Origin of the sequence: Bacillus sp. FSL M7-1345, assembly GCF_038006985.1 — a bacterium.
GTDB lineage: Bacteria > Bacillota > Bacilli > Bacillales > Bacillaceae_G > Bacillus_A > Bacillus_A cereus_U.
Genome location: NZ_JBBOWG010000001.1, coordinates 3,867,997 through 3,891,697, shown reverse-complemented (window position 1 = coordinate 3,891,697; position 23,701 = coordinate 3,867,997). Strand labels below are relative to the sequence as shown.

Below are 23,701 nucleotides of genomic sequence, written 5' to 3'. Positions count from 1 at the left end.
GGATGCGGGAATATGAATAGCAAACAATTAATTCAAGAAGCAACCGAAGCGCGTAAACGAGCGTACGTACCATATTCTAAATTTCAAGTAGGTGCAGCTTTACTAACTCAGGATGGAAAAATATATCGTGGATGTAATGTTGAAAATGCATCATATGGTTTATGTAACTGTGCAGAAAGAACAGCGTTATTTAAGGCGATTTCTGAAGGAGATAACGAGTTTGTAGCTATTGCAGTCGTAGCAGATACAAAGCGTCCAGTACCTCCTTGTGGAGCATGTCGACAAGTTATGGTAGAATTATGTAAACAGGATACGAAAGTATACCTATCAAACTTACATGGTGATGTTCAAGAGACAACAGTCGGAGAATTGTTACCAGGAGCATTTTTAGCGGAGGATTTACATGAATAGAAAAGGTTATAAATCAGGTTTTGTCTCTATTATTGGCAGACCGAATGTTGGGAAATCTACATTTTTAAATCGTATTATTGGCCAAAAAATTGCTATTATGAGCGATAAGCCACAAACAACTCGTAATAAAATTCAAGGTGTATATACAGAAAATGATTCACAAGTAGTTTTCATTGATACACCAGGAATACATAAACCTAAACATAAACTAGGCGATTTCATGGTGAAGATGGCTCAAACGACATTAAAAGAAGTTGATATTGTTCTGTTTATGGTCAATGCAACTGAAGGATATGGTCGTGGTGAGGAATTTATTATTGAGAAATTACAAGAAACGAAACAACCGGTATTTTTAGTAATTAATAAAATTGACCAAGTTCATCCAGAGCAATTATTAGCGTTAATTGATCAATACCGTAAACTATATGAGTTCGCGGAGATTGTGCCAATTTCTGCATTGGACGGTAATAACGTTGAAGCGTTAATCGGAGCAATTAAAAAGTATTTACCAGAAGGACCGCAATATTACCCGGATAATCAAGTAACGGATCATCCAGAGCGATTTATTATTTCAGAGCTTATTCGTGAAAAAGTATTACATTTAACACGTGAAGAAGTACCGCATTCTGTAGCGGTTGTTATTGATGCAATTCAAAAGCGTGAGGGCGGAGCGGTTTATATAAACGCAACTATTGTTGTTGAACGTGCATCACAAAAAGGAATTATTATAGGTAAGCAAGGGAAGATGTTAAAAGAAGTCGGTAAGCGAGCTCGCTTTGACATTGAAGCACTTCTTGGTTCTAAAGTATTTTTAGAAGTATGGGTGAAAGTGCAAAAAGATTGGCGTAATAAGATGTCACAGCTTCGTGACCTTGGTTTCCGTGAAGACGAGTATTAATATGAAGTAAAGTTGTGATCAGTGGGTGTTTTGTTCATCCACTGATTATTGGTTTTTATGAACCTTGATAAATTAGGAAAAATTTTTCTCACATGAAAATGAACAAAATGGGTCAATTTAATAACAACAAAAGAAATTGCTTTATAGGCTACGCTTATTGAGAAAGGTGGATTCTTATGCTAGATTTTACCTGGAAGTTTTTCTCCAAAACAGGAAGCATTGAAACGTATTTGCTTTTGAAAGAAATGGAAAAAGACGTAAACGATGAGATGGATCAACATGAAGAGGAGTTAGCGCATCTAGACTCTCCAATTTCTTGACCCGTTTTGTTCAAACCTTGGATGGTGACGAACATGTTTCAAAAAGTTGAGGGCATTGTCATCCGTACAACAGATTACGGAGAAACAAATAAGATTGTTACAATATACTCACGAGAATTTGGTAAGATAAGTGCAATGGCAAGAGGGGCGAAAAAACCGAAGAGTCGGTTAGCGGCTATTTCGCAACTTATGACACATGGTCATTTTCTTATTCAAATTGGATCTGGACTTGGAACTTTGCAACAAGGCGAGATTATTTCATCTATGAAAGAAATTCGCGAGGATATATTTTTAACTGCTTATGCATCATTTATTATCGAATTAACTGATAAAGCAACAGAAGATAAGAAGCATAATCCGTATTTATTTGAAATGTTATATCAAACGTTGCATTATATGTGTGAGGGTGTTGACCCAGAAGCATTATCATTAATTTATCAAACGAAAATGCTTCCGGTATTAGGGATGCACCCGTACTTTGATACATGTGCTATTTGTCATCAAGAAACAGATTTTGTCGCCTTCTCTGTCAGGGAAGGCGGTTTTCTGTGCTCGCGTCATGCGGAACAAGATCCGTATCGTATTCCGGTGGGAGAGGCTGTTCATAAATTATTACGTCTCTTTCTTCACTTCGATCTACACCGGCTCGGTAATGTATCGGTGAAGGATAGTACAAAAAAACAAATGCGCACAGTATTGAATACATATTATGATGAATATTGTGGGATTTATTTGAAAACAAGGCGTTTCTTGGAACAAATTGATAAGTTTCAAATATAAAAAGGGCCGTATACGGTCCTTTTTACATACTTTCTTTTTCGAATAGCATATTTAGTATATAATATTTAAGAGATAGTATAACTTTTTTCGTTGTGCATTAAAGGTGGTGATTATCATAGAGCTGAATAAACGGCAAGAGCATATCATTCAGATTGTAAAAGATCACGGTCCTATTACAGGGGAGTCAATTGCTGGGCAATTGGGTTTAACACGTGCAACGCTAAGACCAGACTTAGCAATTTTAACGATGGCTGGTTATTTAGAAGCGCGTCCACGTGTAGGTTATTTTTATACGGGTAAAACCGGGGGACAGCTATTATCTGAAGCTGTTAAGAAAATTAAAGTGCAAGATTATCAATCTAGACCGGCTGTAATTGATAAAAATGTATCAGTATACGATGCAATCTGTACTATGTTTCTAGAGGACGTTGGTACATTATTTGTTGTAGATCAATCTACTTTATTAGTTGGCGTTGTATCTCGTAAAGATTTATTACGAGCTAGCTTAGGAAAGCAGGATTTAACCTCTCTTCCGGTTAATATTATCATGACAAGGATGCCAAACATTGCGATGTGTCGCAGGGAGGATTCTTTATATGATATTGCGATGGAATTAATAGAAAGACAGATTGATGCGATGCCGGTTGTGAAGGATACGAAACAAGGTTTAGAAGTGATTGGGCGAATTACAAAAACAAATATTACACGTGCGTTTGTAAATTTAGTAAATAACGAATAAGTGTAATTTGTTTAAAGTGAGGTAATGTAATGGATAATAAAATCGTATATGTCGTATCTGACTCTGTAGGAGAAACGGCTGATTTGGTTGTTAGAGCGGCAATGGGACAGTTCCCATTCGCTCCTGATATTAGACGTGTACCGTATGTAGAAGATACAGGGACATTAAAAGAAGTAATCTCGATTGCCAAGAGCAATCAAGCGCTTATTTGTTTTACGTTAGTAAAGCCTGATATGCGTCAATATTTATTGACAGAAGCGGCAAAAGAAGGAGTAGAGGCATACGATATTATCGGACCTCTTATCGATCAAATTGAAGGAATTACAGGGCAAGTACCAAGGTATGAGCCAGGTGTCGTTCGAAGATTAGATGAAGAGTACTTTAAAAAAATTGAAGCGATTGAATTTGCAGTTAAGTATGATGATGGTAGAGATGCACGTGGTATTTTAAAAGCTGATATCGTGTTGATTGGAATTTCACGTACATCAAAAACACCACTTTCACAATATTTAGCGCATAACAAACGTTTGAAAGTTGCCAATGTACCACTTGTACCGGAAGTGGATCCACCTGAGGAATTATATCAAGTGGCAAAAGAGAAATGTTTCGGTTTGAAAATTATACCGGATAAGTTAAATCATATTCGAAAAGAACGATTGAAATCACTTGGATTAAGTGATGGAGCAACATATGCAAATATTAATCGTATTCAAGAAGAACTTGGTCATTTTGAAGAAGTAATTAATAAAATAAATTGTCAAGTGATTGATGTATCAAATAAGGCGATTGAAGAAACAGCAAATATTATTGTGAATGCAGTGCAAAACCAAAAAATGTTTTAGCACATTTACCAAAGGTGAATGTGCTTTTTTCGCTCGTGAGAAGGCGGTAGAGGAAGATGCGAAGTAGAGCATGAACTTTCGGCTTAGTAATAGAATATAGCGGAATGGTTATACTTATATTCTTCTGTTTTTTTTATTATGCTAAAGGAACGATTTCGTTATCTTTAAATGTAAGATGAAAATTAAAGGGATATGTAGCGTAGTTGAAGAAAATATATTATAATAAAAAATTGTGATAAAAACCTATATTTTACGTTTAGACTTTAATTTTTCAGAATAAACTAGGGATAGGATTTTCGAAAAAGACATGTATTTACGTTAAATCGACAAAATCTAGACAAGAAAACGCACATTATGGAAGGATTCACAGAAGGGATGTAGAATACAGAAATATGCAAAACATCAGTAAGATATTATTTGATGCAGATGCGTGTCCCGTGAAGAATGTAATTGTGCAAGTTGGAACAAAATTTTATGTCGAAATTTTGTTTGTCGCATCCTATGCTCATCGTTCAAGAAAACAGCAAGGCAATTGGGTCTATGTAGATTCTGAGCAAGATGAAGTGGATTGTTATATTTATCAACATGCAAAAGCTACAGATCTCATGATCATACAGGTTATAGTGCTTGCTAGTCTTCTTGTGAAAAAGGAGTATATGTATTGTCTTCAAGAGATACATTTGTAACAGATGAGCAAATGGATACAATTTTATATAGTAGTATGTATCTGCGAATTTACGCAGACTGGGGACTTATACGAAAGGTCCAAAATCGTTTACACAATGTGATCGACAGTACTTTCTAACAAATTCAGAAAAATATTGTCGAATTATAAAGGAATCTTTTAATTTATATCGAATACAAAATACGACACGGAGATGGATTTATGGGGAACAGAATTCCCGAAGAAGTTGTTGAACAGATTCGGACATCATCTGATATTGTAGAAGTGATTGGTGAGTATGTTCAACTTAGAAAGCAGGGACGTAACTATTTCGGTCTTTGTCCATTTCATGGTGAGAATTCTCCTTCATTCTCTGTTTCATCTGATAAGCAAATTTTTCATTGCTTCGGATGTGGAGAAGGTGGAAATGTATTTTCTTTTCTTATGAAAATGGAAGGACTTGCTTTCACCGAGGCTGTTCAAAAGCTTGGCGAAAGAAATGGAATTGCAGTTGCAGAATATACATCAGGGCAAGGACAACAACAACAAGAAGACATATCTGATGACACTGTCATCATGCAACAGGCTCATGAACTTTTGAAAAAGTATTATCATCATTTATTAGTAAATACAGAAGAAGGAAATGAAGCACTTTCATATTTATTAAAACGTGGTATTACAAAAGAGATGATTGAGAAATTTGAAATTGGTTATGCATCACAAGCTTGGGATGCAGCAACGAAAATTTTACAAAAAAGAGGTTTGTCGCTATCTAGTATGGAACAAGCTGGCCTTCTTGTAAGAAGTGAGAAGGATGGCAGTCATTATGACCGCTTCCGCGGAAGAGTTATGTTTCCGATTTATACTTTACAAGGTAAGGTGATAGCGTTTAGTGGAAGGGCGTTAGGAGATGACACTCCGAAATATTTAAATAGTCCTGAAACACCGATTTTTTACAAAAGTAAGCTGTTGTATAATTTCCACCAAGCAAGGCCGTTTATTAGAAAACGTGGGCAGGTTGTCCTTTTTGAAGGCTATGCCGATGTACTAGCTGCGGTGAAAAGTGGTGTGGAAGAAGCTGTTGCGACAATGGGAACAGCCTTAACTGAAGAACAAGCGAAACTTCTGCGACGTAACGTTGAAACTGTTGTTCTTTGCTATGATGGTGATAAAGCAGGGCGAGAAGCGACGATGAAAGCAGGGCAATTACTATTGCAAGTTGGTTGCCAAGTGAAAGTTACATCCTTGCCAGATAAGCTTGACCCTGATGAATATGTGCAACAATATGGGACAACCGCTTTTGAAAATCTTGTGAAATCAAGTATAAGTTTTGTTGGTTTCAAAATAAATCATTTGCGTTTAGGGAAAAATTTGCAAGATGAGTCTGGCAAAGAAGAATATGTAAAAAGTGTTTTAAAAGAGTTATCATTGCTACAGGATGCGATGCAGGCGGAATCATATTTAAAATCATTATCGCAAGAATTTTCGTATTCAATGGAAACACTTTTGAATCAATTGCACCAATATCGCAAAGAACAAAAGGTACAGCAAAAACAAATAAAGCAGGTTTCTAAGCCATCTCAAATTGTTCAAACGAAGCCGAAGTTAACAGGTTTTGAAAGGGCAGAAAGAGAAATTATCTACCATATGTTGCAAAGTGCAGAAGTGACAGTACGTATGGAACCTCATATAGAAGATTTTTATACAGAAGAACATAAAGGGATTTTATATGAACTATACGCATATTATGAAAAGGGAAATGAACCTTCAGTCGGAACATTTTTAAGTTGGCTCTCTGATGAAAAGTTGAAAAATATTATCACTGATATTTCGACGGATGAATTTATTAATCCAGAGTACACAGAAGAAGCGTTACAAGGTCATTTGGAGGCGTTAAGACGCCATAAAGAGAAACTTGAAAAGATGGAAATTATCTTTAAAGTAAAACAAATGGAAAAAACAGATCCTGTAGAGGCTGCTAAATATTATGTGGCATATTTACAAAGTCAAAAAGCAAGAAAATAGCTTTTTCGATAAAATTTTAGTATAATGAATGTTTGTATCTCGCGTAAGGAGGGGAACAGATGGCTGATAAACCAGCTCGTTCTAAACAAATTGAAACTGAAATGACCCTTGAGCAAGTGAAAGAACAACTCACTGAGCTTGGAAAAAAACGTGGCGTTCTTACATATGAAGAGATTGCAGAACGCATGAATGGATTTGAAATTGAATCCGATCAAATGGATGAATACTATGAATATTTAGGTGAACAAGGGATTGACTTAGTTGGTGACAATGACAACGACGAAGGTCCTAATAATCGCCAAATTACAAAAACGGAAGAAGAGTTTGACCTTAATGATTTAAGTGTGCCACCAGGTGTGAAAATCAATGACCCTGTTCGTATGTACTTAAAAGAAATTGGTCGAGTTGACTTACTATCCGCTGAAGAAGAAATTCGACTTGCAACGCGTATTGAAGAAGGCGATGAAGAAGCGAAACGCCGTCTTGCAGAAGCAAACTTACGTCTTGTAGTAAGTATTGCAAAGCGCTACGTGGGCCGCGGTATGCTTTTCTTAGACTTAATCCAAGAAGGAAATATGGGTCTAATTAAAGCGGTTGAAAAGTTCGACTATCGTAAAGGTTTTAAATTTAGTACGTATGCAACTTGGTGGATTCGCCAAGCTATTACACGTGCGATTGCAGACCAAGCGCGAACAATTCGTATTCCAGTTCATATGGTTGAAACCATTAATAAGTTAATTCGTGTACAACGTCAATTATTACAAGATTTAGGACGCGAACCATCTCCTGAAGAGATTGGTGAAGAAATGGATCTTGCTCCAGAAAAAGTACGCGAAATCTTAAAGATTGCACAGGAGCCAGTTTCTCTTGAAACACCAATTGGTGAAGAAGACGACTCCCATTTAGGTGACTTTATTGAAGACCAAGAAGCAACATCGCCTGCGGACCATGCAGCGTATGAATTGCTAAAAGAACAATTAGAAGATGTGTTAGATACACTAACAGATCGTGAAGAAAATGTTCTACGTCTTCGTTTTGGTTTAGATGATGGACGAACTCGTACGCTTGAAGAAGTTGGGAAAGTATTCGGCGTAACGAGAGAACGTATTCGTCAAATTGAAGCGAAAGCACTTCGCAAATTAAGACATCCGAGCCGTAGTAAACGTCTTAAGGATTTCTTAGAATAGGTTATTTTAAGTTTACTTCACGATTGTGAAGTAAACTTTTTTCTTTTGTTAATTTTTGTTAAACTTTATCTATCGGCAACGATTACAATTTCTTGTAATTTATTTTACAGAATTGTCTTTTGATTTGCAAATGCTCATTTTTCGATTTTTCGATTAATTTTGTTTATTCTTTACAAAATAATATGTAGAAAAGTAAAAAATATGATGAGAAACGTTAGTAATTATCGAAATAATATGCGATAAAATAGTGAAAATCAATAAAATGAATTTACGGAATATTTTTAATAAATGGTAGTTTACTCTTTTCTGCTAGAGTGTTTTCAAGTACAATTGAAATGACTGAATCATCTAACTATTCAGCGGTATAGAGGGGGGAGAAGAGATATGAAACGTAATCCGTTGATTCCGTTCGCTCTTATTGCAGCATTAGGTATTATCGTTATGTTTGTATTTTCATTTCAGGGGCTAAATAAATCTAAAGAGTTAGCTGATGCAAAAAATGGCGGGAAACCAGCACAAACAGCATCAAAGCCAGAGGATATTGTAAAGCAAAGCTGTACGAGCTGTCATGGTGATCAGTTACAAGGGGCGGTAGGACCTAATTTACAAAAAATTGGTGGGAAACTTTCGAAAGATGAAATTAAAGAAGTTCTTTCAAAAGGAAAAGGAAATATGCCGCCAAATATAGTTCCAGCTGATCAAGCGGCAAAAGTAGCTGATTGGTTATCGAAGAAAAAATAAAGTATAGAAAAACAAGTCTTTTGCTTTTTGCAAAAGGCTTGTTTTTCTATACTATCTAAAATACGATTAGTAATAGAGAATTGAAGTATTGTTATGGGCTTGCAACAACTACTATAAATTCATTATCATGGAGACAGACTGACAAGAGAAGGAGTAATGGAAATACATGAATGAAGTAAAGCTTTCGAAACGATTAGAAGAAGTTGTGAGGGAGATTCCGGTAGGCTCTACAGTAGCTGATATTGGATCGGATCATGCGTATTTACCGTGTTATACAATTATAAATAATATTGCTACAAAAGCAGTTGCAGGAGAGGTTGTAGATGGACCGTTTCGCTCTGCACAAGCAACTGTAGCTGAAAGTGGCTTACAAGATAAAGTAGACGTTCGTAAAGGGAATGGATTAGCTGTTATTACACCAGGAGAAGTAGATGTTATTACGATTGCTGGTATGGGTGGAGCGTTAATTCGTGACATTTTAGAAAGTGGTAAAGAAAAATTAGAAGGTGTAACACGTTTAATCTTACAGCCGAATATTGCGGCACACCATATTCGTGAATGGTTTATTGAAAATGGATGGGAGCTTATCCGTGAGAAAATTGTAATAGAAGACGGAAAGATTTACGAGATTTTAGTCGGAGAGCGAGGAGATACAGCAGTACCTTACTCTGAAAATAAACAAGCTGAATTGTTTATGGGTCCATTTCTAATAAAAGAAAAAAGTGAAGCTTTTGTTGAAAAGTGGGAAGGAGAATTGAAAAACTTCCAAAATATTTTAAAACAGTTAGAGCGTGCAGCAGAGTCTGAAGAGACAAAAGCGAAGCGTGCAGAAATAGATGCGAAAATGAAAATGATAGGAGAGGTTTTATCATGAGTAAAATTCCGAATGGCCATGAAATTATTTCTTTGTTTGAAGGTATGTATCCGAAGCATTTAGCGATGGAAGGGGATAAGGTTGGCTTACAGATTGGAGCGCTTAATAAACCTGTGCAGCACGTATTAATCGCGTTAGATGTAACTGAGGAAGTTGTGAACGAGGCGATCCAATTAGGAGCGAATATCATTATAGCGCACCATCCTTTAATCTTTAATCCATTAAAAGCGATTCATACGGATAAGGTGTACGGAAGAATTATTGAAACGTGTATTAAAAATGATATTGCGGTGTATGCAGCGCATACAAATGTAGATATTGCTAAGGGCGGGGTAAATGATTTACTTGCTGATGCGTTAGGGTTACAAAATACAGAAGTATTAGCTCCTACATATGCAGAAGAAATGAAAAAAATTGTTGTATTTGTTCCAGTAACCCATGCAGAAGAAGTGCGCAAAGCTCTTGGAGATGCGGATGCAGGTCATATCGGTAATTATAGCCACTGTACGTTCGGTAGCGAAGGGGTAGGCACGTTTATCCCTAAAGAAGGTACAAACCCTTATATCGGAGAAACTGGACAGTTAGAACGTGTGGAAGAGGTACGTGTCGAAACGATTGTTCCAGCTTCATTACAAAGAAAAGTTATTAAAGCGATGTTGGCAGCCCACCCATATGAAGAAGTGGCATATGATGTATATCCGCTTGATAATAAAGGTGAAACTTTAGGTCTTGGTAAAATAGGGTATTTACAAGAAGAAATGACACTTGGTCAGTTTGCTGATCATGTGAAACAATCATTACATGTGAAGGGTGCAAGAGTTGTTGGAAAGTTAGATGATAAAGTGCGTAAAGTAGCTGTACTTGGTGGTGACGGTAATAAATATATAAACCAAGCGAAATTTAAAGGGGCAGATGTATATGTAACAGGTGATATGTATTATCATGTTGCTCATGATGCGATGATGCTTGGTTTAAATATAGTCGATCCAGGGCATAACGTTGAAAAAGTAATGAAGCAAGGTGTACAAAAACAATTGCAAGAAAAAGTAGATGCAAAGAAATTCAATGTACAAATTCATGCTTCGCAGTTACATACAGATCCATTCACGTTTGTATAAGAAAAATAAAAACCGTTGCTCATGTAGGCAACGGTTTTTTGTTATTGTTGTTTTTTTACTTTTACACGTGGCAATATCTTTTGAAGTGGTACATTTCGAGTTCTATCCCATGTAGCTGGATTCATCGGGTCATATTGGTCTAAGAAAGCAATAACTTCTTTTGTGATTGGCGTTGGAGTAGAAGCACCCGCTGTAACTGCAACGTTTTCGATACCTTGTAGCCACTCTAATTGGATTTCACTTACGTCTGCAACGCGGTATGCTTTCGTACCAGCGATTTCTTGTGATACTTGTGCTAAACGGTTTGAGTTGTTACTTTTCGGATCGCCGACAACAATTGTTAAATCTGCAACATCAGCTTGTTTAGCGACAGCTTCTTGGCGAACTTGAGTTGCTAAACAAATTTCCTTGTGGAATTCTGCTGTTGGGAATTTTTTCTGAATGTCCTCCATTAAATGTTGAACATCCCATTGACTCATTGTTGTTTGATTTGTAACTAAAATTTTATCTGTTGGGATTTCTAATGTTTTTAAATCGTCAGCTCTTTCGATAAGATGAACGATATCAGGTGCAATACCAACTGCGCCTTCTGGTTCTGGATGATTTTTTTTGCCGATATAAATGACATGGTATCCTTCAGCTTTCTTTGCTTCAATAAGGTCATGTGTTTTTGTAACATCTGGGCAAGTTGCATCAATTGTCGTTAAACCTTTTGCTTTTGCACGTTGTTTAACTTCTGGAGAAACACCGTGTGCAGTGAAAATAACAGTACCAGAATCGATTTTATCTAAAATTTCTAATCGACTTGGACCGTCTAATGTAATGATGCCATCCTCTTCGAAAGCATCTGTTACATGCTTATTGTGAACAATCATACCTAAAATATAAATGGGTCTCGGTAATGATTTATCTAATGCGGCGTTACGTGCAATAACCATCGCGTCAACAACGCCGTAGCAATAACCACGAGGGGAAATTTTAACAATCTTCATGTGAGTAATCCTCTCCTTCTAAACAAGGGATACTTTTGTGCATAGTCCATTACATTATAAAGGAGGAGGAGATAGAAAACAAAGGATTGTTACACATATAGTTTTGGTTTTGTTGCTATTTGTTGAACAGGCTCTTCTGGTAATTCTTTTTCTATTATGGGTTCAATCACAATTTTTTTTCTTTTTCTCTTTTTTGGTGGAGGAGTTGGAGTGGCTACTTCAACTTCTCTAGGCTGGTCTTCAGCTTGTTTTTCCTCCGTGCTTTTTCCAGAGGTGAGGATTTTGACGATATTTGGTAGACTACGCATAATTGGACCGTATTGCTCGACGACAGGTCCTACAGATTGAACAACTTGGGATACTTTTTCGATATTATTTATCATATTAGTTGGATTCGAAATTAGATTCGAAAGAAAGCTTCCGATGCCGCTGCTAGATGTTGCCGCAGCTGCAGTTGTTGCGACGCCGCGCGTGTCATTGGATTCATACATTTGAGGTGGTATCATTTGTTGAGGATGTTGCTGCATATACGGTTGATATTGCTGTGAGTATTGCTGTTGGTATTGCTGTTGCTGGTACATCATCGGTGGCCCATCTGTTTGCCGATAGGGAGGGACCATTTGCATGAAAGGCTCCGTAGGATCGTGTTTTTTAAAGAGTTTAGAAAGAAAACTTTTCTTTTTTTGTGCCATCGGTGGTAGTTGTGGAATTGGGTATGGTGTATAAGAATGATGTCCTTGATTAGGATGCATTTGCCCTATTGGGGATTTCGGATACATATGAGAAATCCTCCTTTCTTCAGTTAGGTATATACACATACAATATGCAATGGAAGGAAAGAAGGTTAGTTTTTGAGATAAAAACCTAAACTAAAGATGGATTTTACTTGTAGATTTCGATATAATGTAGACTTGACTGATTTGTGCGCAGTAGAAATTTTAGAAAGAAGGTGTAACTTATGACACTACAAACTTTTACACAGTATGATTTTAAACCATTTTTAATAGATGCAGTTCGTGAACTACGCTTTACAGAGCCAACAGGAATTCAAAAGAAAATTTTCCCGGTCGTGAAAAAAGGTGTGAGTATAATTGGACAATCCCAAACTGGTTCTGGGAAAACACATGCATACTTACTTCCTACATTAAACAGAATTGATGCAAGTCGTGAAGAAGTACAACTTGTTATTACAGCGCCTACTCGTGAGTTAGCACAACAAATTTACGAAGAAATTGTGAAACTAACAAAGTTCTGTGCAGAAGATCAAATGATTACAGCACGCTGTTTAATTGGTGGAACTGATAAACAACGATCAATTGAAAAGTTGAAAAAACAACCTCATATTGTAGTTGGAACGCCAGGACGTATTAAAGACTTAGTAGAAGAAAAGGCGCTATTTGTTTATAAAGCGGATACTATTATTGTCGATGAAGCGGACTTAATGCTTGATATGGGATTCATTCAAGATGTAGATAAAATTGCGGCACGTATGCCTAAAAATCTGCAAATGTTAGTTTTCTCTGCAACAATTCCTCAAAAATTAAAACCATTTTTGAAGAAATATATGGAGAATCCAGAACATATTCATATTAATCCGAAGCAAGTTGCAGCAGGAAATATTGATCATTACCTTGTGCCTTCAAGACACCGTAATAAAACTGAATTAGTGAAAAATATGCTACTTCAATTTAAACCATATTTAGCAATTGTCTTTACAAACACAAAGAAGAAGGCTGACGAAGTAGCCGATGGATTAGCAGAACGTGGGTTAAAAGTAGGACGTATACACGGTGATTTATCACCACGTGATCGTAGAAAAATGATGAAACAAGTTCGTGATTTAGAGTTCCAATACATTGTCGCAACAGATTTGGCGGCACGCGGTATTGATATTGAAGGAATTAGCCATGTTATTAACTATGAACTTCCATCAGATTTAGATTTCTTCGTTCACCGCGTTGGAAGAACTGCACGTGCGGGTCATTCAGGTATTGCAGTGACGATTTATGATCCAGCAAATGAAGAAGCGTTAGATAGTTTGGAAAAACAACGTCATATCGAGTTTAAGCATGTAGATTTACGCGGAGATGAATGGGCGGATTTAGGTGACCGTCGTCGTCGTAAGAGCCGTAAAAAACCAAATGATGGACTAGATGTTATGGCAACAAAAGTTGTTAAAAAGCCGAAAAAAGTAAAACCAAACTATAAACGAAAACTTGCAACAGAACGTGACAAAGTGAAGAAAAAATATAGCAATAAAAAAAGATAAGGGATTTCCCTTATTTTTTTTTTATCTCACTACTTGAGAGAAAATCGATTAATGCAGACTAATAATTAGTGAGGGGTAGAAAAAACGTTGACTAAAGTTTCACTTTATTGGGTTAATTTAAGTATAGAGTGCAGAGTGTTTAAATAGTCAGTTTAATCTATGTAGTGCCTTTTGTGTGAACAAACAATTCGCTACATATTTCTACAAATTATGCTATCATTATATCTATTGTATATTGAAGAGGTGATTGTATGTTAAAGATAGGATCTCATGTTTCAATGAGTGGTAAGAAGATGTTATTAGCAGCAAGTGAAGAGGCTGTTTCATACGGTGCAACAACGTTCATGATTTATACAGGTGCGCCACAAAATACACGAAGAAAACCAATTGAAGAATTGAATATAGAAGCAGGAAGAAAACATATGGAACTAAACGGTATTGAGGAAATTATCGTCCATGCTCCGTATATTATTAATGTTGGGAATACGACGAAACCTGAGACGTTCCAATTAGGTGTTGATTTTCTGCGTATGGAAATTGAAAGAACGGCAGCGTTAGGGGTAGCAACACAAATTGTTCTTCACCCAGGAGCTCACGTTGGTGCAGGAGCAGATGCTGGTATTCAACAAATTATTAAAGGGCTTAATGAAGTAATAACGCCAGAACAGACGGTTAATATTGCGCTAGAAACGATGGCAGGAAAGGGAACAGAATGCGGTCGTAGTTTTGAAGAAATTGCGAAAATTATTGATGGTGTGAAATATAATGAAAAACTATCTGTATGTTTTGATACGTGTCATACGCATGATGCAGGTTATGACCTTGTAAATGATTTTGACGGTGTGTTAAACGAATTTGATAAAATTGTTGGGATAAATCGTTTACAAGTACTTCATATTAACGATAGCAAAAATGTACGCGGAGCTGGAAAAGACCGTCATGAGAATATTGGTTTTGGTCATATTGGCTATAAGGCATTGCATCACATTGTGCATCACCCACAACTTACGCACGTACCAAAAATTCTTGAAACGCCGTATGTAGGTGAAGATAAAAAAGATAAGAAGCCACCATATAAATTAGAAATTGAAATGCTGAAAAATGGTACTTTTGATGAAGGAATTCTTGAAAAAATTAAAGCGCAATAAGGAGGGGATTTTCCCCTCCTTATTTTAGTAGTTGTTGAAATAAAGTATTTACTTGTTGGGCAGTAGCAGGGGAGGTTACTTTTGCTATTTGTTTTAAGAGCTCTAGTCGTTCGTTATTGTCGTAAATGTTAATATTTTTTCCCTTCATAAGTAAAACAATTTGATCAGCTTGCGCAGTCGTAATTGAAACTTCATATTCTTTACTATATTTCAATAACTCTTTTGTAGAAATATGATTTAATTTTTTGTTCACAATTTGTTTAATGAGGTTCATCGTGTTGTCCTCCTTCACACGTTCTTCTATCGAAATATATGTAAGCATAGCTTGTACATATTCGTATCAAGGTGCATTTTTTCAATGGGGAAAAGAAGCTTATGTTATAATATAAGAACGAAACTATAGATAAAGAGTATAAGGAGGACTTATGGAGAAAAAGCAACATCGAAAAGAAAGTGTTATTCATCTTGTATATCGTTTAGTTATGATTGTCTTTGGGGCAGCGTGTGCGGCGGTAGCGATTGAACTGTTTTTAATGCCAAATAAAATTATTGATGGTGGAATTATTGGTATTTCTCTTATATTAGATTATCTTACTCCTAATATTTGGTGGTTAAGTTTTTCTACTTTAGTTGTTATCCTCAACATTCCTTTTATGTACTCCGGGTATAAGCAAATTGGAAAAACATTCATGTTATCTTCAGCATTTGGAATTGTAGCTTTAGCATTTATTGAATCAACGTTGCATGCTATACCGCCATTTACAACAGAGCCGATCTTAGCAACAGTTTTCGGCGGTCTTATTTTAGGGATTGGTGTAGGACTTGTTATTCGTCATGGTGGATCGTTAGACGGAACGGAGATTATGGGAATTCTATTAACGAAGAAATTACCGTTTTCTGTTGGTGAATTCGTAATGTTTGTGAACTTATTCATTTTTGCATGGGCAGCATTTGTTTTTGGTGTTGAACAAGCGATGTATTCTGTTATGACGTACTATATCGCATTCAAAACAATTGATACGGTAATTCAAGGATTAGACGAAACGAAAGCAGTTTTAATCGTATCGGATCAATATGAGGAAGTATCAAATGCAATTTTACACCGCCTTGGTCGTGGAACAACAAAACTTGTTGCTAAAGGTGGCTATACAGATAAAGAAAAAGAAGTTATTTATGCAGTTGTAACACGTCTGGAAGTGACGAAGTTAAAATCAATTGTGCATGAAATTGATGAAAACGCATTTGTTACGATTATGAATACACAAGAGACAAATGGTGGTAAGTTTAAATCAGCAATTCACTAAAAAGTTAATTGTAATATCTTTTGAAAGCAGAGAATTCTTCTCTGCTTTTTGTTATAATAATAAGGTTTCTTGAAATAAAGAATATATTTTAGGCAGATTGGTTTACAACTATAATAAGCTGTACTATAATTCAAATAGAGATAAATCGGAATCATTCTGAATTAAAATAGGTGAGATGATATGAATAATATATTGGAAATAGAAGGATTAACGTTTCGATATGAAGATCGAAATGTGTTAGAAGATATTAATTTGCAAGTTCCGAAGGGAGCTTTTTTAGGTTTAGTTGGACCAAATGGTTCAGGGAAATCGACTTTACTTAAATGTTTATTGGGTGTTTTAAAACCAAAGCAAGGAAGTATTAGATTGTTTGGCATTGATAGTAAGAAATTTAAAGAGTGGAATAAAGTTGGTTATGTATCCCAAAAGGCAAGTAGTTTTAACTCAGGTTTCCCAGCAACTGTTTTTGAAGTTGTTTCAATGGGGCTCGTTTCGAAAAAGGGGCTTTTTCGCTTTTTTACGAAAGACGATAATGCGAAAGTAGAAAAAGCGATTGCTGATGTAGGTATGAGTGAGTTTCAAGGTCGCAACATTGGAGAACTTTCTGGTGGACAACAACAGCGTGTATTTATTGCTCGTGCACTTGTAAGTAATCCGGAATTGCTTATTTTGGACGAACCTACTGTTGGAATCGATGTGAAAAATGTGGAAAGCTTCTATGAGATACTAGAGGATTTAAACAAAAGGCTAGGGATCACGTTAATTCTTGTTACGCACGATATGGGTGCTGTAACAGAGAAGGTGACGCATGTTGCATGTTTAAATCAGCATCTACATTTCCATGGGAATGTAGAGAAATTCCGAGAGTTAGAAGATGCAGAAATGTCGATTTTATATGGGCATCATGTTCATCGCTTAGAACATGAACATGGGCATCACGGGAGGATATAATGATACAGGATTTTTTACAATATGATTTTTTACGTAATTCTTTATACGCTGGTGTTTTAATTGGGCTTGTCGGACCACTTATCGGCGTGTTCGTTGTAATTCGCCGCATGTCGCTTATTGCGGATGCATTAAGTCATGTGACGTTATCAGGAATTGCAGCCAGTTTATTACTTGAAAAGACAATCTTTACTGGAGGGTTTTTAAACCCTTTATATATGGGAATGTTTTTTTCAATCGGTGGAGCATTGCTAATTGAAAAATTACGTACTGTATATAAACATTATCAAGAGTTAGCAATTCCGATTATACTTTCAGCAGGGATGGGGATTGGAGTTATCTTCATTTCACTTGCTAATGGATTCAATACGGATTTATTTAGTTATTTATTTGGTAGTGTAAGTGCTGTGACAAGTGCAGATTTAATTATTATTGGTATAGTAGCAATTGTAGTTATTATAACGATTGTTTTATTATACAAAGAGTTGTTTTTACTATCATTTGATGAGGAATACGCTGTATCAACCGGTTTGAGTGCAAAGTGGATTCACTTTATTTTCATTATATTAGTTGCTCTTGTAATTGCGGTATCAATGCGTGTTGTAGGTGTTCTTCTCGTATCATCTTTAATGACGTTACCAGTTGCAGCAAGTATTCGTATTGCAAAAGGATTTAAACAAACAATTTTCTTTTCCATTTTATTTGGTGAAATTGCAGTAATTGGTGGAATGTTTGCTTCGTACCAACTTGATCTAGCACCAGGTGGTACAATTGTTATGATAGCGGTTCTTATTTTAATCGGTGCGATTTTATGGAAGAAGAAAAAAACTGCATAAAGTAGGGATAGGTATGAATCTAACAGAAGCTTTACGCCTAATGAAGGAAAAAGGATATAAACATACGGGGAAAAGGGAAGAGATGCTAAGATTATTTGCGGCGCATAATCGTTATTTAACCGCAAAAGATGTTTTAGAACATATGAAGGATGATTATCCAGGACTTAGTTTCGATACGATTTATCGTAACTTAACGGTTTTTGCTGAAATTGGTGTTTTAGAGCAAACGGAATTAAATGGTGAAAAACATTTTCGTTTTATGTGCTCTATTATGGAACATCATCATCATTTCATTTGTTTAGATTGTGGTGGTACGAAAGAAATCACTTCTTGCCCAATGGATTTTATGAATAAAGATTTTAAAGGTTATGAGGTAACGGGACATAAGTTCGAAATATATGGTCGTTGTCCAAAATGTGCAAAATAAGAGAACTCGTCGGTTATATAACTGACGAGTTTTTAATTTAAATGTGAAAAAAGGTTGCTCACAAAAATTGTGGGCAACCTTTTTTTATTGTTCTTGTTCCTGTTTTTCTTTTTCTTTTTCTTTTTCTCGTTCGGCAGCCATTTCAGCAGCGATTACATCAATTTCTTTTTTCAGTTCTTCTACCATTGTTTCTTCTGGTACTTTACGAACGACTTGCCCTTTACGGAATAATAAACCTTCTCCGCGTGCACCGGCAATACCGATGTCAGCTTCACGAGCTTCACCAGGACCGTTTACGGCGCAGCCGAGTACTGCAACCTTAATTGGAACTTTAAGTGTAGAGATGTATTCTTCGACTTCATTAGCAATGCTAATTAGGTCGATTTCAATACGACCACAAGTTGGACAAGAAATAAGTGTTGCGGCATTAGATGCAAGACCGAATGACTTTAATAGTTCACGTGCAACCTTTACTTCTTCAACTGGATCAGCACTTAAAGAAATACGAAGTGTATTTCCGATACCTTTACTTAAAATTGCTCCAAGACCAGCGGCGCTTTTTACAGTTCCAGCAAACAATGTTCCTGATTCTGTAATACCTAAATGTAATGGATAATCAAAAGCGCGAGCAGCTTTTTCGTATGCTTCAATTGCTAAGTTAACATCAGAGGCTTTCATTGATACGATAATATCGTGGAAATCTAAGTCCTCTAAAATTTTAATATGGTGCAGTGCGCTCTCGACCATACCATCAGCAGTTGGATATCCATACTTTTCTAAAATATGACGTTCTAATGAACCGGCATTTACACCGATACGGATTGGAATGCCACGCTCTTTCGCTGCATTTACAACAGCTTCTACTTTATGGCGACGTCCAATGTTACCTGGATTGATACGTACTTTATCAATGCCGCCTTCGATTGCTTTTAAAGCAAGGCGATAATCAAAATGAATATCAGCAACAAGTGGAATGTTGATTTGTTTTTTAATATCAGCAATAGCATTTGCTGCGCGTTCGTCTGGAACAGCAACACGAACAACTTGACAGCCAGCTTCTTCTAAACGTTTAATTTCAGCAACTGTAGCCTCAACATCATGTGTTTTTGTTGTCGTCATACTTTGTATAATTAATTCATTGTTACCGCCAATTGTTAAATTACCGACTTTAACTGGACGTGTTTTTGTACGCTGAGTCATTTCATTCACGAATTGATCGCTCTCCTTATAAAAGAAGTTTCTTATTTTAGTCCCTTACATCAATGATAGTATGTGTGAGAAAGGGCTATGGAAACCAAAGTACTGGGTTTCACTTTTACTATTGTATCAGCGCCTTTATGTAATTGACAAGGATTAAGTGATTGCTTATTGATATAACGGGAATTTATAAGACTTTCCAACTTGGATTTTTGTAGCAGATGTATTTTTATTTAATTGCTTAAAATCATCAATTACTTTTTCAATAGAAGGAATTTTTTTCTTATTAATCGCTTCTGTAATAGAAAGAACTGTATCGCCAGTTTTTACTTCGATTGCTTTATAAGTTGTATCCGTTTCTTTTTCTGTTTCTTTCTCTTTATTTTGTTTTGTATCTGTATTTTCTTGTTTTATCGTTTGGGCAGCAGAGGTTTTTTTGTATGAACTTAACATCGGTAAAGTACCGATTTTTATGTCGTAATAAAATATATAACCGAGGACAAGCACGAATAAGAGTACACCTAATCTCTTCATATCCTTCACTCCTTTGCTAGGAATATATGCTTGTCCAAAAAAAAAATGCCTATTTAGGCATTTTTTTATAGTTCTTGTTTTTCTTTCGGTTTTGGAACTTCTTTAATTGTTAAGTATAGAACGATTAAAACAACTGCAATGTAAATGAATGTTGCACCAGGTACGTTTATTTTGAATAAATCCATAATCATAAAGAAAATTGTTGGAATTGTGTAGCTGTAAGCAGTTAATGTCCAAACTTGTTTATAAGATAATTTGCGTTGACCGCTCATCGCAGAACCGATGAAGGCAAGCAATGTAACTCCTACAAAGGTAATAAATAATTGGAACAAGTACAGTAAGAACCCAATAACGAATAATAAGATTGGATAAATACTGTCAAATAACGAAATGAAATCTTGTAAATCCTTTTTCTCAAGAGATGCGCCTAATAAGTCATTGTAGGAGTATGTTTGTGTTTGACCATTCCCCATGGAGACTACTTTATCTTTTAAAACAAATAAACCTGTTTTATTTTGATATTTTTCTAAGTCTGTTGAATTTGGATCAAATACGAAAAGGGCATTTCCATCTTCTTTTTCGATAGGTTGATCAATATCAGCTGTTAGCTCGCCATTTTCAATTTTAAAATCAGGTAAATCTTTTTCGATTACTTTATTTACCATGTTAACACCATCTTGGATGACGCTACCGTACAAGAAAGTTCTTGGAATAGTAGTGATTAGGCAAAGAAGCATAATATACAAAATGGTTTTACCGATTTTTTGAAAACGGAAAAGCGCCATATCTTTAGGCGAATATACGCTTTTTGCTAGCTGTGTAAAAATGGACATAGATTCACTTCCTTTATGTATGTGTAAAATCATTGTAACGTACGAATCTAGAGAAGCTCAAGATATATTATATTTACATATAGTAGAAAGGACTAAATTTCTTTTTATTAATTTACTTCTTTTAGTAGAGAAAAATACAATTGACACTTTTCTTTTGTATATGGTAAATTTATCTTACATTTTTCAAACGATATATCCGATGGGAATGTAGTTGTTTTTAATGGTACATACATAATCGTGGACCCTTAGCTCAGTTGGTTAGAGCAGACGGCTCATAACCGTCCGGTCGTAGGTTCGAGTCCTACAGGGTCCATATCCATTTCATATGTTTATTATGTCAGCAGGAAGCTTCCTTGTAGAAGGAAGCTTTTTTTCGGAATATATGAGCATTTTAATTGAAAAGAAGTGGGAATTTTGCTACTTTAATGATAGCAAGACAAAGCGATTTATTTGTTTGCACCCTATGGCAATTAGGGTAGAATGAAGTTGTAGGTCACATATGTAGTGACAATACATAAACCGGGAGGAATATAACAATGGCAAAACACGAATTACCAAATTTACCTTATGCGTATGATGCTTTAGAACCTCACTTTGATAAAGAAACAATGAACATCCATCATACAAAACATCACAACACGTATATTACAAACTTAAACGCTGCTTTAGAAGGTCATGCAGAATTAGCAGACAAAAGCGTTGAAGAATTAGTTGCAAACTTAAACGAAGTACCTGAAGCAATCCGTACAGCAGTACGTAACAATGGTGGCGGACATGCTAACCATACATTCTTCTGGACAATCCTATCTCCAAACGGCGGGGGACAACCAGTAGGCGAACTTGCAACTGCGATTGAAGCGAAATTCGGTAGCTTCGATGCATTCAAAGCAGAATTCGCAAAAGCTGGCGCAACTCGCTTCGGTTCTGGTTGGGCTTGGTTAGTAGTAAACAATGGTGAGTTAGAAGTAACAAGCACTCCAAACCAAGATTCTCCTCTAACTGAAGGTAAAACTCCAGTTATCGGTTTAGATGTTTGGGAGCATGCTTACTACTTAAATTACCAAAATCGTCGTCCTGACTACATCGGTGCATTCTGGAACGTTGTAGATTGGAACGTTGCTGAAAAACTTTACCAAGAAGCAAAATAATTGAAGTTAATACAGCTAGAAAAAAGCTAGGAGTTTTCTCCTAGCTTTTTTCTATGCTCTCCTTTTACATAATTGAGCTTGTCTTTGGAAGACTAGAACATGAAGTAAAGGAGAGTTGTGTATGAAGTGGAAACATGTAATTGGTGATGTTGAAGTGAATCGGGATTTAGTATTATTGCTCGTTATAGGAGGTTTATACACGCTCGCAATTTCTTTATCGAATACGTTTGTAAACATTTATTTATGGAAGCAAACACAAAATTATGTAAATCTGGGCTTGTATAATTTGGCCAGCGTTGTATTGCAGCCTCTAACATTTCTTGTGGGCGGGAAATTAGCGAAACGTATTGATCGCTCGATTTTATTGCGAATCGGTGTAGGCACGTTAGCTGTTTTTTTTATCGTCGTTTTAGTAGCGGGAAAAAGTGCATCTCACTATATTTTACTAATGGGAGCCCTTTTAGGAGTTGGGTATGGTTTCTATTGGCTCGCTTTTAACTTGTTGACATTTGAGATTACAGAACCAGAAACAAGAGATTTTTTTAACGGTTTTCTCGGACTTCTTACATCTTTCTCTGGAATGATTGGACCGATAGCTGCAGGATATACAATTTCACGTATGGAAAAATGGAGCGGTTATACTGTCGTTTTCTTCCTCTCGTTAATGCTATTTGCGGTTGCAGTCGTTCTAAGCTTTTTTTTATCGAAGAGGGAATGTGAAGGACGCTATGAAATTGTGCAAGTATTGAAAGAGCGGCAAGTTGATGAAAACTGGGGAAGAATTACGCGTGCTCATTTCTTCCAAGGCTTGAGAGAGGGAACGTTTATTTTCGTTATTTCGGTATACGTCTATTTAGCATCTGGTAGCGAGTTAGCACTAGGGAAGTATAGTTTAGTGAATTCTGCAGTATCATTTGTATGCTATTATTTAGTTACTCGTCTGTTAAAGAAAGAATGGCGAAAAAAAGCAATTTTACTTGGTGGCATTATTTTATATGCGGTCGTATTTTTAGTTATTTTCAATGTTACATATACGAAATTACTTATTTATGCAGCATGTATTGCGGTTGCATATCCCATTTTACTCGTTCCGTACGGATCCATGACATACGATGTAATTGGTAGAGCAAAACAGGCGAGAGAATGGCGTGTAGAATATGTAGTTGTCAGGGAATTATGGTTAAATGCCGGAAGAATTTGTTCCATTTTAAGTTTTTTATGTGCTGTAACATTCTTTCCTCCTGAAAAAAGTTTACCGTTCTTACTATGTATTTTAGGAGCTGGACATTTTCTTATTTATTTTGCAGTTAAAAATGTCAAATATGATGAGGGAAATGTGAACAAAACCAGCGTTGTAGCGCAAGGAACCACGCAGAATCAAACTGAACCAGAAGGTTAACTTATCGTTTGTTTTATGCTAGAATAGAAAAAGATGTAAGACAGCAGTGAGGGCACCTGTATGAAGG

The 23,701-nt window shown here is 36.1% G+C and carries 27 protein-coding genes and 1 tRNA gene; 22 read left to right on the top strand and 6 right to left on the bottom strand.

All coding sequences use genetic code 11. The features are described from left to right. Positions 1-12: 12 nt before the first annotated feature. From MHB76_RS20345 to MHB76_RS20285, 13 genes are all read left to right on the top strand, one after another. Positions 13-411: a cytidine deaminase gene (locus MHB76_RS20345; RefSeq protein WP_002111886.1), complete on the top strand. Its 399-nt coding sequence runs from the start codon at positions 13-15 to the stop codon at positions 409-411. Beyond that, positions 404-1,309 carry a GTPase Era gene (era, locus tag MHB76_RS20340; RefSeq protein WP_002160449.1) on the top strand — a complete coding sequence of 302 codons (906 nt, stop codon included), beginning with the start codon at positions 404-406 and terminating at the stop codon, positions 1,307-1,309. The genes MHB76_RS20345 and era overlap by 8 nt, the downstream gene beginning before the upstream one ends. Before the next feature lie 176 nt (positions 1,310-1,485). Beyond that, a complete protein-coding gene (locus tag MHB76_RS20335; RefSeq protein WP_000883924.1) occupies positions 1,486-1,629 on the top strand; it encodes a YqzL family protein in 144 nt (47 codons plus the stop codon). A 33-nt stretch (positions 1,630-1,662) separates the two neighbouring features. After that, positions 1,663-2,409, top strand: a complete 747-nt coding sequence (recO, locus tag MHB76_RS20330; RefSeq protein ID WP_002160450.1) for a DNA repair protein RecO — start codon at positions 1,663-1,665, stop codon at positions 2,407-2,409. Between the two features lie 106 nt (positions 2,410-2,515). Continuing rightward, positions 2,516-3,148 (top strand): helix-turn-helix transcriptional regulator, encoded by a 633-nt coding sequence (locus MHB76_RS20325; protein WP_087947415.1) that lies wholly within the window; start codon positions 2,516-2,518, stop codon positions 3,146-3,148. Positions 3,149-3,177: 29 nt separating this feature from the next. Then, positions 3,178-3,990: a pyruvate, water dikinase regulatory protein gene (locus tag MHB76_RS20320; RefSeq protein ID WP_002160452.1), complete on the top strand. Its 813-nt coding sequence runs from the start codon at positions 3,178-3,180 to the stop codon at positions 3,988-3,990. A 392-nt stretch (positions 3,991-4,382) separates the two neighbouring features. Next, positions 4,383-4,676, top strand: a complete 294-nt coding sequence (locus tag MHB76_RS20315; RefSeq protein ID WP_242476338.1) for a DUF188 domain-containing protein — start codon at positions 4,383-4,385, stop codon at positions 4,674-4,676. Further along, entirely contained in the window at positions 4,652-4,795 is a 144-nt protein-coding gene (locus MHB76_RS20310) for a hypothetical protein (protein WP_242476337.1), read from the top strand. The genes MHB76_RS20315 and MHB76_RS20310 overlap by 25 nt, the downstream gene beginning before the upstream one ends. A gap of 81 nt (positions 4,796-4,876) precedes the next feature. Next, positions 4,877-6,679, top strand: coding sequence for a DNA primase (gene dnaG, locus MHB76_RS20305; RefSeq protein ID WP_002067179.1), 1,803 nt, complete (start codon positions 4,877-4,879; stop codon positions 6,677-6,679). Positions 6,680-6,738: 59 nt separating this feature from the next. Next, positions 6,739-7,866, top strand: coding sequence for an RNA polymerase sigma factor RpoD (gene rpoD / locus MHB76_RS20300; protein WP_000764062.1), 1,128 nt, complete (start codon positions 6,739-6,741; stop codon positions 7,864-7,866). Positions 7,867-8,250: 384 nt separating this feature from the next. Next, positions 8,251-8,607: a cytochrome c550 gene (gene cccA, locus MHB76_RS20295; RefSeq protein WP_002111879.1), complete on the top strand. Its 357-nt coding sequence runs from the start codon at positions 8,251-8,253 to the stop codon at positions 8,605-8,607. Between the two features lie 166 nt (positions 8,608-8,773). After that, positions 8,774-9,481, top strand: a complete 708-nt coding sequence (locus MHB76_RS20290) for a tRNA (adenine(22)-N(1))-methyltransferase (RefSeq protein WP_016106174.1) — start codon at positions 8,774-8,776, stop codon at positions 9,479-9,481. Next, entirely contained in the window at positions 9,478-10,599 is a 1,122-nt protein-coding gene (locus MHB76_RS20285; protein WP_340987502.1) for a Nif3-like dinuclear metal center hexameric protein, read from the top strand. The genes MHB76_RS20290 and MHB76_RS20285 overlap by 4 nt, the downstream gene beginning before the upstream one ends. Positions 10,600-10,640: 41 nt before the next feature. Here the strand turns inward: MHB76_RS20285 and MHB76_RS20280 are convergent, their stop codons facing one another. Together MHB76_RS20280 and vrrA are read right to left on the bottom strand one after the other, a co-directional pair. Then, positions 10,641-11,591, bottom strand: coding sequence for a 4-hydroxy-3-methylbut-2-enyl diphosphate reductase (locus MHB76_RS20280; protein WP_002111876.1), 951 nt, complete (start codon positions 11,589-11,591; stop codon positions 10,641-10,643). An 89-nt stretch (positions 11,592-11,680) separates the two neighbouring features. Continuing rightward, a complete protein-coding gene (gene vrrA, locus MHB76_RS20275; RefSeq protein WP_078172802.1) occupies positions 11,681-12,370 on the bottom strand; it encodes a VrrA/YqfQ family protein in 690 nt (229 codons plus the stop codon). A 179-nt stretch (positions 12,371-12,549) separates the two neighbouring features. On the opposite strand from vrrA, the gene MHB76_RS20270 reads away from it, so the two are divergent. Both MHB76_RS20270 and MHB76_RS20265 read left to right on the top strand, forming a co-directional pair. Next, positions 12,550-13,860 carry a DEAD/DEAH box helicase gene (locus MHB76_RS20270; protein ID WP_002111874.1) on the top strand — a complete coding sequence of 437 codons (1,311 nt, stop codon included), beginning with the start codon at positions 12,550-12,552 and terminating at the stop codon, positions 13,858-13,860. 251 nt (positions 13,861-14,111) lie between these two features. Further along, positions 14,112-15,008: a deoxyribonuclease IV gene (locus MHB76_RS20265; RefSeq protein WP_002138366.1), complete on the top strand. Its 897-nt coding sequence runs from the start codon at positions 14,112-14,114 to the stop codon at positions 15,006-15,008. 19 nt (positions 15,009-15,027) lie between these two features. Here the strand turns inward: MHB76_RS20265 and MHB76_RS20260 are convergent, their stop codons facing one another. Then, entirely contained in the window at positions 15,028-15,282 is a 255-nt protein-coding gene (locus MHB76_RS20260) for a DUF2624 domain-containing protein (protein ID WP_001048958.1), read from the bottom strand. Between the two features lie 151 nt (positions 15,283-15,433). Here MHB76_RS20260 and MHB76_RS20255 point away from each other — a divergent pair, with 151 nt between their 5' ends. The 4 genes from MHB76_RS20255 (at position 15,434) to MHB76_RS20240 (ending at position 18,523) form a co-directional block, all read left to right on the top strand. After that, entirely contained in the window at positions 15,434-16,312 is an 879-nt protein-coding gene (locus tag MHB76_RS20255) for a YitT family protein (RefSeq protein ID WP_002015168.1), read from the top strand. A gap of 180 nt (positions 16,313-16,492) precedes the next feature. Beyond that, positions 16,493-17,263 carry a metal ABC transporter ATP-binding protein gene (locus MHB76_RS20250; protein WP_002111871.1) on the top strand — a complete coding sequence of 257 codons (771 nt, stop codon included), beginning with the start codon at positions 16,493-16,495 and terminating at the stop codon, positions 17,261-17,263. Further along, entirely contained in the window at positions 17,263-18,096 is an 834-nt protein-coding gene (locus MHB76_RS20245) for a metal ABC transporter permease (protein WP_002160460.1), read from the top strand. Before MHB76_RS20250 ends, MHB76_RS20245 begins: the two co-directional genes overlap by 1 nt. 13 nt (positions 18,097-18,109) lie before the next feature. Continuing rightward, entirely contained in the window at positions 18,110-18,523 is a 414-nt protein-coding gene (locus MHB76_RS20240; RefSeq protein ID WP_002067192.1) for a Fur family transcriptional regulator, read from the top strand. Between the two features lie 84 nt (positions 18,524-18,607). On the opposite strand, the gene ispG is transcribed toward MHB76_RS20240, so the two are convergent. From ispG to yqgB, 3 genes are all read right to left on the bottom strand, one after another. Further along, positions 18,608-19,723, bottom strand: a complete 1,116-nt coding sequence (gene ispG, locus MHB76_RS20235; protein ID WP_199709025.1) for a flavodoxin-dependent (E)-4-hydroxy-3-methylbut-2-enyl-diphosphate synthase — start codon at positions 19,721-19,723, stop codon at positions 18,608-18,610. Positions 19,724-19,888: 165 nt separating this feature from the next. Beyond that, positions 19,889-20,254 (bottom strand): hypothetical protein, encoded by a 366-nt coding sequence (locus tag MHB76_RS20230; protein ID WP_016106172.1) that lies wholly within the window; start codon positions 20,252-20,254, stop codon positions 19,889-19,891. A 65-nt stretch (positions 20,255-20,319) separates the two neighbouring features. Next, a complete protein-coding gene (gene yqgB / locus MHB76_RS20225) occupies positions 20,320-21,087 on the bottom strand; it encodes a protein YqgB (RefSeq protein WP_002034056.1) in 768 nt (255 codons plus the stop codon). Positions 21,088-21,326: 239 nt separating this feature from the next. Here yqgB and MHB76_RS20220 point away from each other — a divergent pair. The 3 genes from MHB76_RS20220 (at position 21,327) to MHB76_RS20210 (ending at position 23,634) form a co-directional block, all read left to right on the top strand. Beyond that, positions 21,327-21,400 (top strand) — tRNA-Ile (locus tag MHB76_RS20220). Positions 21,401-21,623: 223 nt separating this feature from the next. Next, on the top strand, positions 21,624-22,235 hold the full coding sequence (gene sodA / locus MHB76_RS20215) for a superoxide dismutase [Mn] (RefSeq protein WP_001052029.1): 612 nt from the start codon (positions 21,624-21,626) through the stop codon (positions 22,233-22,235). A gap of 121 nt (positions 22,236-22,356) precedes the next feature. Further along, positions 22,357-23,634 (top strand): MFS transporter, encoded by a 1,278-nt coding sequence (locus tag MHB76_RS20210; RefSeq protein ID WP_016106171.1) that lies wholly within the window; start codon positions 22,357-22,359, stop codon positions 23,632-23,634. The last annotated feature ends 67 nt before the right edge of the window (positions 23,635-23,701 follow it).